Raw genomic sequence first — 14115 nt, forward strand, 5'->3', positions numbered from 1 at the left:
ATGTATCGCTTTTTCCTACTTTCCGGCTGCCTTGCCTTGGGCAGCATCTCCGTGGCTGCCCAAGCTACGGGTGCGTCGGCCCAACAGAGCGCCCAGGCGCGCGTCGAGGCCAGCCTGCAAGAGCTTTCGCAGCTCCGCCAAGAGACCGCCGAGCAAAAGCAGCCGCTCTCCCGCGAAGTCAGCGACTTGCAGGAGCAGCTGGTGGCCCTTGAGGGTGAGCTGGCCCAACTGCGCCGCGTGCACGACAGCCGCGACGTGGACCTCGCGACCTTGCGCCGTCAGGTGGATCAGCTCCGCCAGCAAAACGACTTTATCGACGACCGCCTGCGCGAGTATGTGGGCAATTTTTCGTCGTGGATCCACTACAGTGAGATCCCGCTCTACGAGGAAGCCATCGCCCAGGCCGAGCTTGCCCCCAATAACGTCAACCTCAGCCCTCCGGAGCGGCGCGAGGCTCAGCTCCAGATCGTGCAGACGACCTTCGAGCGGCTCGACCACCAACAGGGCGGCTACACCTACACGGGCGAGGCCTTGAGCGAAGACGGCCTGCTGCACCAGGGCACGTTCTGGGCTCTCGGGCCGACCGTCTACTTCGCGAGTGCCGACGGCAAGGTGTCTGGCATCGTGGAAAAGCGCCTCAACTCGAATTTCACCACCGTGGTGCCGATCCCCGGCACGGAGCGCTTTACCTTTACCGCAGCGTCTGCCGACAACGCCGTCGCCATCCCGCTCGACCCGACCAATGGCCGCGCGCTCCGCATTGCCACCGCCACCAAGAGCATTGGCGAATACGTGGAAGACGGCGGCCCGATCGGCTATGTGATCATCGTGCTGGGCACCTGCGCCATCCTGCTCGCGCTGTTCAAGATCTACGACATCCTCCGCCTGCATGTGGAGCGGCCCAAGGCGCTCGACGAGATACTTGAACAGCTCGACCGGGGCGACAGCACCGCAGCCCTCAAACGGGCCCAACAAGTGCCGGGCCGCGCGGGCGAAATCATGGTGGAGGGTGTGCACCACTACCGCGAGCCGCGCGAGCTGCTGGAAGAGCTCCTGTACGAGCGCGTATTGCACACCCGCCCCACCCTCGAGCGCTTCCTGCCTTTCCTCTCGCTCACGGCTGCCGCCGCACCTCTGCTCGGTCTGCTCGGCACCGTGGTAGGGATGATCAAGACCTTCAACCTGATCACGATCTTCGGCACCGGCGACGCCAAGAGCCTCTCCTCCGGTATCTCCGAAGCCCTCGTCACGACCGCGCTGGGCCTGATCGTCGCCATCCCCGTCTTGCTGATCCATGGGGCCCTCTCCCGCATGGCCAAGCGCCGCCTCGGCCTGCTCGAACAGACGGCCGTCGCATTCCTCAACGGCGCAGAATTGCTGAAACAGAAGGCGGCCCGTCAGCCGCACGCGATCAAGCGGGTGTCGAGCCATGAAACTGTTTGAGCAAGTCTGGGGCATCTGGCAGAGCGGCGGCTGGGTGATGATCGCCCTGGGCGGCCTCTCGCTCGCGATCTACACGCAGGCCTATCAGCTCTTGATCTTTACCTGGCGCTGCCGTCTGCAGGGCGAGCCGGAAAGCGACTGGCCCTTGTGGATCCAGTATCTGCGCACCGCGCCGCCCGGCCTCACCCGCCAGATCATCGAATACGCCCGCGGGCTCGATCCGTCGCATGCCGACGGCATCCGCCACCGCTTCGACGAGATCCGCGACGACATCGTGGGCGTGGTCGACCGCCGGGTGCGCTACATCGAGACGATGATCACCACCGCGCCGCTGCTCGGCCTGCTCGGCACCGTACTGGGCATGCTCTCGACTTTTCTCGGGCTGGCGACCTCCGGCGGGGGCGAGTCGATGGAGACGGTGGCCAGCGGCATCCGCGTGGCGTTGATCACCACCGCCACCGGCCTCACCATCGCGCTGCCCGGGCTCTTCCTCTCGATGCTGATCCGCCGCCAGCGGCAGCAACTGGAGGCCGGCATCGCGCAGCTCGAATCCATCACGCTCTCCACTTTCCACCGGCAGGGGCTGCCTCATCAAAACGGCCACGAATCCAGGATCCCGGTCGGCAACGCCTTTTCGCCTCCGCCCCGGCGCTAACCCGCCGCCCACGCCATGAAACGCAAGCACCGCCTCGAATCCGACCTCGGCGACGACACCAGGATCGACCTGTCGCCAATGATCGACTGCATTTTCATCCTGCTGATCTTCTTCATCGTCACCACCGTCTTCGTCGATGAAACGGGCTTTGAAATGATGAAGCCCGATGCTGCCGCCGCTCAGCCACAAGAAGACGCGCGCCCGATCCAGATCGAGATCACTGCGGCCGACCAGATCCGCCTCGACCAGGCACCGCTCAGCATCTCCCAGCTCGCCAACCGCCTCGGCAACCTGCGCATCGACGAAGAGACGACCGTCTCCATTCGGGCGCACGGCGACTCCCGTCACCAGACGCTGGTCGAGGTATGGGACGCTGCCCGCGCCGCCGGTATTTCCAAGATCAGCTTTACCACTTTCAACTGATGCCGCGCCGCCCTCTGCACGAATCCGAAGACGAAGCCGCCGAGATCAACCTCTCGCCGATGATCGACTGCATCTTCATCCTGCTGATTTTCTTCATCGTCACCACCGTCTTCGTCGAAACGCCGGAAGTTGAAGTGGTGAAACCCGAGGCTATGACCGATGAGGCGCTCGACCGCCATAGCATCATCATCGCGATCACGGCCCAGGACAAAGTGATCTACGCGGGGCGCGAAATCGGCGTCTCCGGCGTGCGTCTGCGCCTGCGGCAGCTGCTGCAGGGCGACGACGTGCCCGTCATCATCCAGGCCGACCGCGAGACCAGCCACAGCGTGTTCTCCCAAGTCTGGAGCGAAGCCAAGAACGCGGGCGCGACCCGTATCCGCATCGCGACCCTCAACGAGTCCTGAGCCCCGATGTCCAAGCCCGCCACTTTTATACCCCCGACCGCGCGCACCGATTTTTCGCTCGGCCTGCTGCTCGGCACCATCTGCACCGTCTCGCTCTTTTTCCTGATGGCAGTGGCGCTGCTCGTCCGCGGCGCCGAACCGGAGCGCCCGAGCTACGAGGAGCAAACGCTTTCGTTCACGCCGCCCGAAGTCGAGCCGCCCGATGAGGAGCCCGAACCCGAGCCTGAGCAACAGGAACTCGAACCCGAGCTTAAGCTGGAGCCCCCGCCGCTCAGCCTCAGCCAGCTCGATGTGGCGCTGAACCCTGGCAAGGGCTCCAACCTGCTCCCCGCCGGGTTTTCGCTCGCCTCCGTCTCTGGCCAAAGTGCCGGGCTGAAGACTGCGGACATCCTCGACTTCAGCATGCTCGACCAGGCGCCGGAGATGCTCGACCGCCGCCCGCTGCGCCTCCCGCAACAGATCCTGCGCACTTATCGCGGCACCAAGGGCTCGGTCGAAGCTTACATCCTGCTCAACGAGCAGGGCGAAGTAGTCGACATCCGCGCCGAGCAATCCGACCTGCCCGCCGCCGTCATCTCGGCCATCATCGAAGACATCCGCCAGCGCCGCTTCACCAAGCCGACCAAAGACGGCAAGCCCGTGCGCGCCAAGGCCATCCTCCCCATCCCCGTCGCCATCAACTAAACCTCTCTTTTCTCATGCGTCTGATCCAACTGCGCTCCTTTCGCCCATTGAGCCTGCTCCTGCTGGGCTCCGCCTCCCTCTTCCACGCCTCCCCTGCCCAATCGGCAGACTTCGTGCGCGACCCTGAGTGGCGGGCCGGCTTCCTCGGTTCTTACCGCGTGCTCGCCGCCGTCGAGCCGGAGATCACCGAAGACGAGCGTACCGCCCTGCGCGAAACGCTCAACCAGATGTCGACCAGCTTGCCAGCCGCTGCCCAGCACCTGCAAGGAGCCATCAACCAGCAAAGCAGCGCGGCGCTCAACCTCGTGCTCGGCAACCTCTACTTCCAGACGGGCGAGCTCGAACGCGCCCAGCAGCAGTATCGCCAGGCCATCGGCAAGCACCCGAATTTCCTCCGCGCCTACCAGAACCTCGGCCTGCTCGAAGTCCAGCGCGACCAGCACGACGACGCCATCCGCAGCCTCAGCAAGGCCATCGAGCTGGGGGCCAAGGAAGCGCGCCTCTACGGCCTGCTCGCCTACTGCTTCCTCCATCGCCAGGACTACCTCGCCGCCGAGCAGGCCTACCGCGAGGCCCACCTGCTCGACCCGGACAACCGCGACTGGCAGATGGGACTCGTCCAGGTGCTCAGCCAGAGCGGCGACCATCAGGCCACGATCACCCTCTGCCGCCAGTTGCTGGACGAGGCCCCCGACAATGCCGTGCTCTGGAAGCTGATCGCCAACGCCCAGGTATCCCTTCAGCAGCCGCTTGCCGCCGCCAAGACCCTCGAAATGGCGCGCGTCTACTCCCCCGGAGACCCATCGTCGCTGGCCTTGCTCGGCGACATCTACTTCAACGAAGGCCTCTTCGCCCTTGCCCAGTCGAGCTACGCCGAAGCCATTGCCCAAAGTGGCGACCAGGCCTTTGAGCCGACCTTGCGCATGGCGGGCCTGCTCTTGCGCAGCGAGGAGGTGGAACCAGCCTATGACCTGTTACAAAAGATCCAGCAGCACGCGACGATCCCGGCCAACCGCGAGCTGGATGTGTTGACCCTGCAGGCCAAGATCCAGCGGCGCCAGGGCAACGAGGCCGAAGCTACCGAAACGCTGCGCAAGATCGTGAACCTCGACGGGACCCAAGGCGAAGCCCTGCTTGAGCTGGCCGACTACCACTGGAATCACGGGGAGCAAGCCGCCGCCCTCGAGCGCCTGCAACAGGCCCAGCGCCTCGAAGCCTATCGCTTCGATGCCCTCGTGCGCCACGCCCAGCTACTGGTGAGCCTCAAACGCTACGACGAAGCAGCCGAACGCCTCAACCAGGCCCTGCAGCTCCGCGAAGAGCCCCGCATTCAGCGCTATTACGACCAGGTCCGCCGCGCCGCGCAAGGGGTGTAGGAGTGAGTGCCCGCCAGCGACGGCCTGCCGCAGGAAGCAGATCTGCAGACTTGCAGATACGCCCAACCTGCGGCACGGGTAGATGCATGGATACCATCGAGGGCATGGAAACCGTTGAGCTGTTTCACCGCGACTTTGGGCGCAATGGCAATCCGCCGCTCGTCTTGCTGCACGGCCTGCTGGGCTCGTCGCGCAACTGGATGCAAGTGGGCAAGCGCCTGGGCGAGCAATACGATGTGTATGCGCTCGACTTGCGCAACCACGGCCAGAGCCCCCACCGCGACGGCATGGATTACGCCGCGATGGCGGCCGATGTGGTGGCGTGGCTGGATGCCCAAGGCCTCGACGCCGTCCACCTCGTCGGCCACAGTATGGGGGGCAAGACGGCCATGCGGTTGGCCTGCGAGCATCCGGAGCGCGTGCGCACGCTGACGGTGGCCGACATCTCGCCGGTGGAATCTCCACCGCGCTGGCAGCGCGAGTTTGCCGCCATGCGTCGCCTTGATCTCGGCAGCCTCAAGACGCGGGGGGATGCGGCCCTGAAGCTGGAAGACGAGGTGCCGGACTGGGCTTTTCGCCAGTTTTTGCTGACCAACCTCGACCGCGATCCCGAGACGAAGGGCTTTATCTGGACCGTTAATCTCGCCGAGCTGGAAGCGGCGCTGCCCACGCTCTTTGCCGCCGGCCTGGAGCCCGACCAGCATTTCGACGGCCCCACCCTCTTCCTCAAGGGCGAGAACTCCCGCTTTATCCGCGACGCGCACCTGCCCGTGATCGGCCAGCACTTCCCGCAAGCCCGCGTGGAAGTGATCCCCAAAAGCGGACACAACGTGCACTTCGACAACGTCGACGCCTTCATCGAGCAGATCGAAGCCTTCGCGCGCTAGTGTCTCATTGATCGGATAAAGAAAGATCATAATCTGGTTCGTCCGGATCGTTTGTCCACTCTACAGTGGCACCCCTCCGGGGTGCGGTTTTGGCCTTAGAAAACCCGGGGTGTCGATCCGCTATGGCGGATCTCAACCCCGCGCTAAGAGCTGGCAAGCCTCTGGCTTGCTAGATAATGCAGCATCCCGTAGGGATGCCAGCAACCTAGCCGGTGGTTGAGGACGCTTGGCGTCCGACACCACCGGACTGAATCTTACAGGAGTTTGCACCCCGGAGGCGGTGCCACCCAGGCAGGGGCTGCTCAATGAGACACCAGGATACCGCAACTTTCTCCTTCCGCCCAGCCGCCGCAGGCGTCACACTAGCCGGTATGTCTTTTCATGCCACGGCGGTGATTCATGAGGCCACGCGGGTCGACCCAAGCGTGACGGTCGGCCCGTATGCGGTGATCGAAGACGGGGTCGAGATCGGCCCGAATTGCGTGATCGAAGCGCACGCGATGGTCCGCAGCGGCACGATTCTCGGTCAAGGCTGCCACATCTTCCCGCACGCGGTCGTAGGCGGACTGCCGCAGGACTTGCGCTTCGACCCGAAGACGCCGAGCGGTGTGCGCCTGGGCGACCGCGTAACGGTGCGCGAAGGGGTGACGATCCACCGCGCAACGCAGGCCGGTCAATTTACCTGGGTGGACGACGACGCCTTCCTGATGGCCTACAGCCATGTGGCCCACGACTGTAAGGTGGGCACCAAGGCGATCCTCGCCAACAACGTGATGATGGGCGGCTTTGTCGAGATCGGCGCGTTTGCCTTCATCGGCGGCGGCGCGGCCCTGCACCAGTTTATCCGTATCGGCGAGAGCGTGATGGTGAGCGGCGTCTCTCGCCTTACGCGCGACGTGCCACCGTTTTGCCTCGTGGCCGAGCGGGACGAGCTGAGCGGCTTCAACCTCGTGGGGCTCAAGCGGCGCGGCTTCGGCCTCGAAGCGATTCGCGACCTGAAGAAGCTCTACCGCGCCGTCTACTTCGACGGCGGCAACCCGAAGAGCTACGCCGAAGCCGCCCGCAAGGATCGGCTGGCCCAGACGCCCGAAGGCGAGCGTTTCCTGGAATTTTTCGCGGGCGGCAAACGCGGCTTCGTGCGCCCGGCACGCCGCCTCTCGCCCGGACCGGAGGAAGAAATTGATGAGTAAGCCCCTTGCCCTTACCTGTGGCGACCCGGCAGGTGTCGGCCCGGAGATCATTCAAAGCTGGCTGGCGGAGCTGCCCGCCGATCAACGCGACGACATCGTGGTGCTCGGGCCGGCGGACTGGCTGAGCGATCTGCCGGTGGCGGGCGAGGCGGTGGGGCCGGAAGACTTTGCCCTCACCCCCGGCGAGCCTAACCGCGACGGCGCGGTGGTGGCCTGGCAGGCGATGAAAGTGGCCGCGCAGGGCTGCATCGACGGGCGCTTCCGGGGCGTGGTGACGGGCCCCATCGCAAAGGGGCTGCTGCAGAGCATCGGCTACCCCCACCCCGGCCAGACTGAGTTTTTTGCCGCCGCCTGGGGTGGTGAGCCGAGCATGGCCTTCGTCGGCGAACGCCTGCGGCTGGTGCTTGCCACTTGGCACGACCCAATCATGCAAGTGGGCCAGCTCTTGCACGACAACCCGGGCTTGTTGACGCGGGCCGTCGAGCGGGCGGACTGGCTGGCGCGGGGCTATGGCGTCGAGCAGCCGCGCATTGCGGTGTGCGGCCTGAACCCCCACGCCGGCGAAAGTGGGATGCTCGGTCGCGAAGAGGTCGACTGGATCGACCCGCGCCTGGACGAGCTGCGCAACCGCTTCCCTGGCCTCTCCCGCACTTTGCCGGGCGACACCGTCTTTTTCCGCGCGCTGCGGGACGAATTCGACGTAGTCGTCGCCCTCTACCACGATCAAGGTCTCGGGCCGCTCAAGACGCTGGAGTTCGACACGGCGGTCAACGTGACGCTGGGGCTGCCCTACGTCCGCACCAGCCCCGACCACGGAACCGCTTTTCACCTGGCTGGCAAGGGCCTCGCCAGCACCCGCAGCTTCGCCCACGCAGTGGAAGTCGCGCGTAGGCTGACGAGGTAAGCGCTTGAAGGATTTTCACGCTAAGCCGCTGAGCCGCAAAGAAGATAGAATTTCAGCCCTCCCACAGAGATTACTTGAGAAACCTTAGCGACTCTGCGCCTTGGCGTGAGGCCCAAAATTCTCTTTTATTTATGCCGGATGTAGTCAGGCTTGGCTGGCGGTTGAGCGTCGCCGCTGGTGAGCGGGATTTCGACGCGCAGCTCGTCGAGGCTTTCGCCGGGCACTTCGCGGGCGCCGAAGCGGCGGAAGAGGGCCAGCATGGCTTCGTTGTCGCGGTCGACGCGGGCCCATAATTTGTGCAAGCCGCGTGACTTCGCGACCGCGATCAGGCGCTCGATCAACAATCGGGCCATTCCAAGGCGGCGCTTTTTCTCGCGCACGACAAAGGCCATTTCGGCGCTCAGGCCGTCGCGCTCCAGGTAATAGCGCCCCACGGCGTGGATGACCTGACGCGGCCCCTGCAGCTCGAACAGCCCCAGCGCGAGGTCGCGGTTTTGATCGACCCCCACCAGTTCGAAGGCCCGTTCGCGGGTCATGCGGGTAACAGTAAAGCCGTAGCGGCGCAGGATCGTCTCCTCGGTGTGCGAGTAAAAGAACTCCTGCAGGCGGCGACCGTCCGAAGGGTTGAGCAGGCGCAGCACGTAGTCGATTCCGTCGCGCAGGCGCAGCTTGCTCCGCTGAAGCAGGCTCGAATCGTGTTCGGCCACCGGCGGGGAGAGCTGGAAATACGGCGGCACGAAGTTGTGCTGGCGGGCATCGCGCAGCAGCTCTTCACGGAAATCCGGGTGCGCGATCTCGATCAGCTCCTGCACGCGCTCCTGGATCGACCGGCCGCGCAGGGTCGCAATTCCATATTCGGTGATGACGTAATGGATGTCGGCCCGGTTGATGCCCACGCCCGCGCCCGGCGGCATTTGCGCCACGATGCGGGAACGCCGTTGCCCCTGATCGTCGACCCAGGTGGAGGGTAGCGCGATGATTGGCCGCCCCCGGCGCGACATGGCGGCACCGCGGATAAAGTCGATCTGGCTGCCGATGCCGGCGCGGAACTTGCCTTGCACGCTGTCCATCGCCACCTGGCCAGTGAGGTCGACCAGCAAGGCGCTGTTCACGGCTACCACCCGGTCGTTGCGGGCGATGTTTTGCGGGTGGTTGACAAATTCAGCCGAGCGGAGGTCGAGGTGCAGATTACCGTCGGCAAAGTCGTAGAGCGCCTGCGAGCCGAGCAGCGCCGTGGCCACCAGCTTGCCCGGCAGAAGGCGTTTGCGGCTGTTGTCGATCACCCCCTGCTCGAAGAGTTCGCGCGCCGCATCGCCCATCAACTCGCTGTGAAAACCGAGGTGGCGGTGCTGGCGGAGGGCTTGCAGGGCGGCATTGCCGACGGCCCCCACGCCCGTCTGGATCGTGTCGCCATCGTCGATCAGTTGGGCGGCAAAGTAGCCGATCTGCCGATGCGCGGGGGTCTGCTCCGGCGCGGGCAGCTCTGGCAGCGGCGCCTCGTGCTGGATCGCGTAGTGCAGGCTGGAAACGGGAACGTGCGCGAGCCCGCCAACGCGTGGCATCCGGGGGTTGATCTGCGCCACCACCCGCCGCGCCACGCGCAGCACGGCCGGCAGGAGCCCCACCGACGGCCCGAGCGAGCAATACCCGTAAGCATCCGGCGGCGAGACCATGATCAGGGCCGTATCCATCGCGATAATGCCCTCCTCCAACATCTGCGGGATCTCGGAGGAATGGGCGGGCGTATAGTCGTCTTGCCCGGCGTTGACGAGGTCGCTCAGGCGTGGGTCGAGCACGAAGGCGTTGACCGAAAACTGGCGGCTGGGCGCACGCTCGGTCCAGGGGGCGGGCCCGAGCGTCAGCGTCTGGTGTAGCTGCAAGTCGTTGAAATAGCGCTCCTGCTGCAGCAACTGATCCATCAGGGCATGCGGGCAGGCGGCACCGGAGCCGAGGAAGAGCCGGCTGCCCGGGCGGAGGATGTCCCGCCAGTCGGGCGGAGGAGGAAGCTGCACCGAGATAGGCATCGCGCGAGTCGTTAAACGGTTACAGCTTGCGGCGGGAAATCGCAACGTTTTCGATGCCTCAATGCGGTCGAAGCTCATCGGTTGGGCGCTGGCAACCGTCCTGACGACATGGGCATGCGCTCAACGGCAGGAGGGCACGGTCGTACTCGCCGACGCCGCCAGCCGCACCTTGTGGGTCCAGGATGCAATGGGGCAAAGCCGGATTGGCCACGTGGCTCCAGCCGAAGCCGCCGCCTTGGCCCCCGGCACCCGCTGGAGCTGGACGGAGCATGAAGGCGTGTGGCAGGAGTTCTGGCCCGCCGGAGTCGGCCCCGAAGCGGTCGTAGACGCCCAAGGCCAGCGGGTGGATTGGGCCGAGGTGGTCGCCGGCCCCGCCATCGTCATCTTTACCCCGTGGCACGATGCCGACGCGGCCCAAGCCGCAACACTTGCGGATCGCCTCCCGGAGTTGATGGCTTTGCGAGACCAGGTGGCGCCCGAGGTGAATATCGTGGTCGTGCCGCTGGATGCCGAACCGCCCTCCCCTGCCACTTTGGCCCAGAGAACCGGGCAACCGTGGGCCACTGCACAGCCGAAAGTGCTGCAACGCCTGCGCCCAACGTTGATAGAAGGCGAAGACCTCTGCCAGATCGCCATTTACGCGCGCGGGAATGTTCAAAATTTGAGGATTAGCGCCTACTGGAATTCACTTGCGCTGCTGAAACTAGCGGTGAAGGCGGCAAGGGATTGACAGGGTGCAACTCGGGAGCATTGTCGGGATTAACCTACTCAAGCCGTCGACCGGCCCCGTAAACGTCAACCGACAGTACATGCGTTTCGCCCATCAGATCTGGATTTCCGCCGGCTGCAGCCTGTTAGCCGCCCCCCTCTTCGCGCAAGACCCCAACTATTTCCGCTTGCCACAGGCCAAGCCTTCCCTGGGGCAACTCGAAATCGGTCACAGCTACATGCTCGCCCCCGACGTCAATTTCGGCGGCCTGGGCAATATCGCCGTCCCGACCATTTACGAGGAAGAAAACGGCGGGGCTCGCCCCTCTCAGGGCGACCTCGACCCGGGACGCTACGACAAATTTGCCGACGGTCACGTGGGGCAGGACTACATTGTGAAGACTGTCGATGGCTTCAGCTATCGTGAGCGCCCCAAGGACGGCAAGACCGGTTACTTCGGCTATAAAGAGGACCGACAGGTCGACCCGAGCCTTGAGAATCAGGACAACCTCGCCTTACACAACTTCGGCTCCGTTGCTTCCGATGCTTCTTACAAGGGTGACGGCTCCTCGGGCATGGGCTTCGACCTGAACTACAAACGCTTCCTCTCCGAGAAAAAGGGCCTCGGGTGGACGGCAGGCTTCAACTTCAGCGGGTTCGACAGCGACTTTAACGACAGCGTCGACGCTGGCTTGCGCGGCACCAAGTATCTTTACGAGCTGACGGGAGACGACTTGGCTGCACTCCCTGACAATGATGCCAAGGATGGCAAGAAGCCCTACAACGGTGACGACATCCGCGACGACAAAGACAAGACTTTCGTCTCGCTCAATCCGGATCTGATCAGTGGCATGACGCCCGATCAGCTCGATGACTATACCCATACCGTCGATGGCGACATCCGATTCCGCTCGAGCATGTTCTCCTTCCGCCTCGGGCCGACCTACAATCTCGACCTCACGAAGCGCATCAGCCTCAACTTTGCCGCCGGCGTCAGCAGCACCTACTACTCGGGCACGCTCGATGCGATCGAGTTTCTCAATATCGAAGGCCTCGGCCAAGTCGGTACAACCGGCCTGACGAAGGAGCGCAACAGCGATGTGCTCTTCGGTGGCTACGTGGAAACCAAGGCCGCCTACCAGCTCAATGAGCGCGTGAATTTCTACAGCGGCGTGCAGTATCAATCGAGCGGCAACTTCAACATGGCAGTCGATGATTACAACGTAGACGTTGACCTCGGCTCGCAAATGTATGTGAAAACTGGCTTCGGCGTGGCATTTTAAGCGCCCGCCCCTCCTTGAGCATGAACGAGTCCAGGAATTCTTTCAGCCGCGACGACCTGATCGCCTGCGGATACGGTAAGCTGTTGCAACCGGGCCACGCCCGCCTGCCCCTGCCCCCGATGCTGATGTTCGACCGCATCACGCACATCTCCCACGAGGGCGGTAAATACGGGAAGGGCGAGCTGGTGGCCGAGCTCGACATACAGCCCGATCTCTGGTTCTTCGACTGCCACTTCAAGGACGATCCGGTGATGCCGGGTTGCCTGGGCCTCGACGCCCTCTGGCAGCTGGTCGGCTTTTTCATCACCTGGTCGGGCCACTCCGGCAAAGGCCGCGCGCTCGGCGTCGGCGAGGTGAAGTTTACCGGCCAAGTGATGCCGGAAAACAAGCACGTCCGCTACCGCCTCGACATCAAGCGCGTGCTCAACGGCAAGATGAAGCTGGCGGTGGCCGACGGCACGGTGGAGTGCGACGATCAAGTCATCTACGTAGCCCACGGCCTGCGAGCCTGCGTCTTTGCGGAAGAACCGAAGCTGTAGGGTTGAGCCCGCCCACATTTCTGGCATATTTATAGGTCTCGCTCCCCCTGTTATCGCAATCGCTTCCCAAAAATCGAAATTTCCTATGCAAGCACGTCGAGTCGTCATCACCGGCCTCGGGATCATCTCTCCTTTGGGAAACAACGCAGCGTCCGTCCTGGAATCGCTGCGAGAAGGCCGCTCTGGCATCGAATATAAAGCCGACTACGCAAACAAAGGACTGCGCACCCACGTCGCCGGCACAGTAAAGGACTACGACGCCCTCGTGGCATCCGTAGATCGCAAGCTGAGCCGCTTCATGGGCGACGCCGCCCTCTTTGCCTACTTGGCCATGCAACAAGCGGTGGAAGACAGCGGCCTAGATGCCGATGTCGTCTCCCACCCCCGCACGGGCGTTATCGCCGGCTCCGGCGGTGGCTCGCCCTTCAACCAGATCGAAGGCTGGGCGACCCTGCAAGAGCGAGGTGTTCGCCGCATTGGCGCCTTCCGGGTCCCCCGTATCATGGGTAACACCGTGGCGGCCAACCTCGCCACCGCGTTCCAGATCAAGGGCATCAACTACTCCATCACCAGCGCCTGCGCCACCAGTATCCATACCATCGGCGCGGCTTACGAGCAGATCCAGCTCGGCAAGCAAGACGTGATCTTTGCCGGCGGCGGTGAGGAGGAATCGGCTGAGTTGACCGCGTTCTTTGACGCAATGGGCGCCGTTTCCACCCAATACAACGACACGCCCGCCACCGCCAGCCGCCCCTACGACGTCAATCGCGACGGCTTTGTGGCCGCCGGCGGCGGAGCCATGCTGGTGCTCGAAGACTACGAGCACGCCAAGGCCCGCGGCGCCAAGATCTATGCCGAAGTGGTGGGCTATGCCGCCAACAGCGACGGTGCCGACATGGTCGCCCCCAGCGGCGAAGGAGCCGTGCGCTGCATGAAGATGGCGATGGAGACGGTCGACGGCCCGATCGACTACATCAACACCCACGGCACGAGCACCCCGGCGGGCGACATTACCGAGCTGCAGGCGATCCGCCAGGTTTTTGGCGACAAGATCCCCCCGATCAGCTCCACCAAGTCCCTGACTGGCCACAGCCTCGGCGCCACCGGTGCCCAGGAAACGGTCTACTGCCTCCAGATGATGCAAAACGACTTCATCTGCGGCAGCGCCCACATCGAGGAACTCGACCCGGCGGCAGCCCCCTACCCGATCGTGCGCGAAGCCCGCGAGGCCAAGCTCAAGCGCGTGCTGACGAATAGCTTCGGCTTTGGCGGCACCAACGGCTGCCTCATCGTGCAAAGCGTGTAGCGCCGTTCCGAGAGCACAGATATTTATCGCCCGCTGTGTCGATCACGACCAGCGGGCTTTTTTACAGGCTAAAGACGCCTCATCTACCGCCTGTAATGCCCATCCTTTCTCTGCGGTAGATGTTAAATGCAGAGCTTCGCGACAAGGTCGGAGAAACGTGCACAAAAAAGCCACCAAGACTTGTAAGTCGTTGGTGGCAAAGTGGTGGCTAGGGGCGGGATCGAACCGCCGACACAAGGATTTTCAGTCCTCCGCTCTACCAACTGAGCTACCCAGCCTTCGCGTT

The 14115-nt window shown here is 64.0% G+C and carries 14 protein-coding genes and 1 tRNA gene; 13 read left to right on the top strand and 2 right to left on the bottom strand.

Annotated elements, in window-relative coordinates:
• From Q7P63_08510 to Q7P63_08550, 9 genes are all read left to right on the top strand, one after another.
• Entirely contained in the window at positions 1 to 1443 is a 1443-nt protein-coding gene (locus Q7P63_08510) for a MotA/TolQ/ExbB proton channel family protein (GenBank protein ID MDP0500131.1), read from the top strand.
• Positions 1430 to 2098 carry a MotA/TolQ/ExbB proton channel family protein gene (locus tag Q7P63_08515; protein ID MDP0500132.1) on the top strand — a complete coding sequence of 223 codons (669 nt, stop codon included), beginning with the start codon at positions 1430 to 1432 and terminating at the stop codon, positions 2096 to 2098. The genes Q7P63_08510 and Q7P63_08515 overlap by 14 nt, the downstream gene beginning before the upstream one ends.
• 15 nt (positions 2099 to 2113) lie before the next feature.
• Complete coding sequence (locus Q7P63_08520) at positions 2114 to 2521, top strand: biopolymer transporter ExbD (protein MDP0500133.1); 408 nt, start codon at positions 2114 to 2116, stop codon at positions 2519 to 2521.
• Positions 2521 to 2928, top strand: a complete 408-nt coding sequence (locus tag Q7P63_08525; GenBank protein ID MDP0500134.1) for a biopolymer transporter ExbD — start codon at positions 2521 to 2523, stop codon at positions 2926 to 2928. Before Q7P63_08520 ends, Q7P63_08525 begins: the two co-directional genes overlap by 1 nt.
• A 6-nt stretch (positions 2929 to 2934) precedes the next feature.
• Positions 2935 to 3612: a hypothetical protein gene (locus tag Q7P63_08530; protein ID MDP0500135.1), complete on the top strand. Its 678-nt coding sequence runs from the start codon at positions 2935 to 2937 to the stop codon at positions 3610 to 3612.
• Between the two features lie 14 nt (positions 3613 to 3626).
• Complete coding sequence (locus Q7P63_08535; protein ID MDP0500136.1) at positions 3627 to 4988, top strand: tetratricopeptide repeat protein; 1362 nt, start codon at positions 3627 to 3629, stop codon at positions 4986 to 4988.
• 86 nt (positions 4989 to 5074) lie between these two features.
• Complete coding sequence (locus tag Q7P63_08540; protein MDP0500137.1) at positions 5075 to 5875, top strand: alpha/beta fold hydrolase; 801 nt, start codon at positions 5075 to 5077, stop codon at positions 5873 to 5875.
• Between the two features lie 371 nt (positions 5876 to 6246).
• Positions 6247 to 7065 carry an acyl-ACP--UDP-N-acetylglucosamine O-acyltransferase gene (gene lpxA / locus Q7P63_08545; GenBank protein MDP0500138.1) on the top strand — a complete coding sequence of 273 codons (819 nt, stop codon included), beginning with the start codon at positions 6247 to 6249 and terminating at the stop codon, positions 7063 to 7065.
• The gene (locus tag Q7P63_08550; GenBank protein ID MDP0500139.1) at positions 7058 to 7969 is read left to right on the top strand and encodes a 4-hydroxythreonine-4-phosphate dehydrogenase PdxA; all 912 of its coding nucleotides are present in this window, start codon (positions 7058 to 7060) and stop codon (positions 7967 to 7969) included. The genes lpxA and Q7P63_08550 overlap by 8 nt, the downstream gene beginning before the upstream one ends.
• Positions 7970 to 8094: 125 nt before the next feature.
• Here Q7P63_08550 and Q7P63_08555 read toward each other — a convergent pair whose 3' ends face one another.
• Positions 8095 to 9993 (bottom strand): GNAT family N-acetyltransferase, encoded by a 1899-nt coding sequence (locus Q7P63_08555; GenBank protein MDP0500140.1) that lies wholly within the window; start codon positions 9991 to 9993, stop codon positions 8095 to 8097.
• Between the two features lie 61 nt (positions 9994 to 10054).
• Between Q7P63_08555 and Q7P63_08560 the strand changes: the two genes are divergently transcribed.
• The 4 genes from Q7P63_08560 (at position 10055) to fabB (ending at position 13829) form a co-directional block, all read left to right on the top strand.
• On the top strand, positions 10055 to 10723 hold the full coding sequence (locus Q7P63_08560; GenBank protein MDP0500141.1) for a hypothetical protein: 669 nt from the start codon (positions 10055 to 10057) through the stop codon (positions 10721 to 10723).
• A 79-nt stretch (positions 10724 to 10802) separates the two neighbouring features.
• Complete coding sequence (locus tag Q7P63_08565) at positions 10803 to 11984, top strand: hypothetical protein (GenBank protein ID MDP0500142.1); 1182 nt, start codon at positions 10803 to 10805, stop codon at positions 11982 to 11984.
• 20 nt (positions 11985 to 12004) lie between these two features.
• Positions 12005 to 12523, top strand: coding sequence for a bifunctional 3-hydroxydecanoyl-ACP dehydratase/trans-2-decenoyl-ACP isomerase (fabA, locus tag Q7P63_08570; GenBank protein ID MDP0500143.1), 519 nt, complete (start codon positions 12005 to 12007; stop codon positions 12521 to 12523).
• 85 nt (positions 12524 to 12608) lie between these two features.
• Positions 12609 to 13829 carry a beta-ketoacyl-ACP synthase I gene (gene fabB / locus Q7P63_08575; protein MDP0500144.1) on the top strand — a complete coding sequence of 407 codons (1221 nt, stop codon included), beginning with the start codon at positions 12609 to 12611 and terminating at the stop codon, positions 13827 to 13829.
• A 202-nt stretch (positions 13830 to 14031) separates the two neighbouring features.
• Here the strand turns inward: fabB and Q7P63_08580 are convergent.
• Positions 14032 to 14107, bottom strand: a tRNA-Phe gene (locus Q7P63_08580).
• Positions 14108 to 14115: the final 8 nt, after the last annotated feature.

It is taken from the genome of Verrucomicrobiota bacterium JB022 (assembly GCA_030673845.1).
Taxonomy (GTDB): Bacteria; Verrucomicrobiota; Verrucomicrobiia; order Opitutales; family Oceanipulchritudinaceae; genus WOUP01.

What these genes read in the sequence shown, in the direction of transcription:
- Q7P63_08510 (MDP0500131.1), top strand. Translation starts at nt 1, where the DNA reads ATGTATCGCTTTTTCCTACTTTCCGGCTGCCTTGCCTTGGGCAGCATC.
- Q7P63_08515 (MDP0500132.1), top strand. Translation starts at nt 1,430, where the DNA reads ATGAAACTGTTTGAGCAAGTCTGGGGCATCTGGCAGAGCGGCGGCTGG.
- Q7P63_08520 (MDP0500133.1), top strand. Translation starts at nt 2,114, where the DNA reads ATGAAACGCAAGCACCGCCTCGAATCCGACCTCGGCGACGACACCAGG.
- Q7P63_08525 (MDP0500134.1), top strand. Translation starts at nt 2,521, where the DNA reads ATGCCGCGCCGCCCTCTGCACGAATCCGAAGACGAAGCCGCCGAGATC.
- Q7P63_08530 (MDP0500135.1), top strand. Translation starts at nt 2,935, where the DNA reads ATGTCCAAGCCCGCCACTTTTATACCCCCGACCGCGCGCACCGATTTT.
- Q7P63_08535 (MDP0500136.1), top strand. Translation starts at nt 3,627, where the DNA reads ATGCGTCTGATCCAACTGCGCTCCTTTCGCCCATTGAGCCTGCTCCTG.
- Q7P63_08540 (MDP0500137.1), top strand. Translation starts at nt 5,075, where the DNA reads ATGGATACCATCGAGGGCATGGAAACCGTTGAGCTGTTTCACCGCGAC.
- lpxA (MDP0500138.1), top strand. Translation starts at nt 6,247, where the DNA reads ATGTCTTTTCATGCCACGGCGGTGATTCATGAGGCCACGCGGGTCGAC.
- Q7P63_08550 (MDP0500139.1), top strand. Translation starts at nt 7,058, where the DNA reads ATGAGTAAGCCCCTTGCCCTTACCTGTGGCGACCCGGCAGGTGTCGGC.
- Q7P63_08555 (MDP0500140.1), bottom strand. Translation starts at nt 9,993, where the DNA reads ATGCCTATCTCGGTGCAGCTTCCTCCTCCGCCCGACTGGCGGGACATC.
- Q7P63_08560 (MDP0500141.1), top strand. Translation starts at nt 10,055, where the DNA reads ATGCGGTCGAAGCTCATCGGTTGGGCGCTGGCAACCGTCCTGACGACA.
- Q7P63_08565 (MDP0500142.1), top strand. Translation starts at nt 10,803, where the DNA reads ATGCGTTTCGCCCATCAGATCTGGATTTCCGCCGGCTGCAGCCTGTTA.
- fabA (MDP0500143.1), top strand. Translation starts at nt 12,005, where the DNA reads ATGAACGAGTCCAGGAATTCTTTCAGCCGCGACGACCTGATCGCCTGC.
- fabB (MDP0500144.1), top strand. Translation starts at nt 12,609, where the DNA reads ATGCAAGCACGTCGAGTCGTCATCACCGGCCTCGGGATCATCTCTCCT.